Origin of the sequence: Sulfitobacter sp. CW3 (genome assembly GCF_019392245.1) — a bacterium.
Classification (GTDB): Bacteria; Pseudomonadota; Alphaproteobacteria; order Rhodobacterales; family Rhodobacteraceae; genus Sulfitobacter.
In genome coordinates this window covers 1-265 of record NZ_JAHXRL010000286.1, presented here as the reverse complement: position 1 = coordinate 265, position 265 = coordinate 1, and the positions used below count along the sequence as shown (strand labels likewise).

The window sequence follows — 265 nt, the reverse complement described above, 5'->3', positions numbered from 1 at the left end:
ACGGCGAGAAAGGTGGTACCAGTAAGCCTAAGTCGCCCACCGAAGCCAGCGACAGCCTGCGCTCTACCAACGTCGCCAAAATCCTGATCGCCATGGGGGAGGGGGAGTTCGACGAGGCTCCTACCGATTACACGATCAAGCTAGATGGCACACCAATCCGAGATGCAAGCGGCAACTACAACTGTCCGAACGTGAAGTGGGATTGGCGTCCAGGGTCTGTCGATCAGACCTATATCCCTGGCATACCTGCAGTGGAAAACGAAAC

At 56.2% G+C, this 265-nt stretch carries 1 protein-coding gene; it reads left to right on the top strand.

The window, feature by feature from the left end; genetic code table 11:
* Positions 1-265, top strand: a 265-nt coding sequence (locus KZZ06_RS21110; protein ID WP_219581905.1) for a hypothetical protein, incomplete at both ends; no start/stop codon positions are given.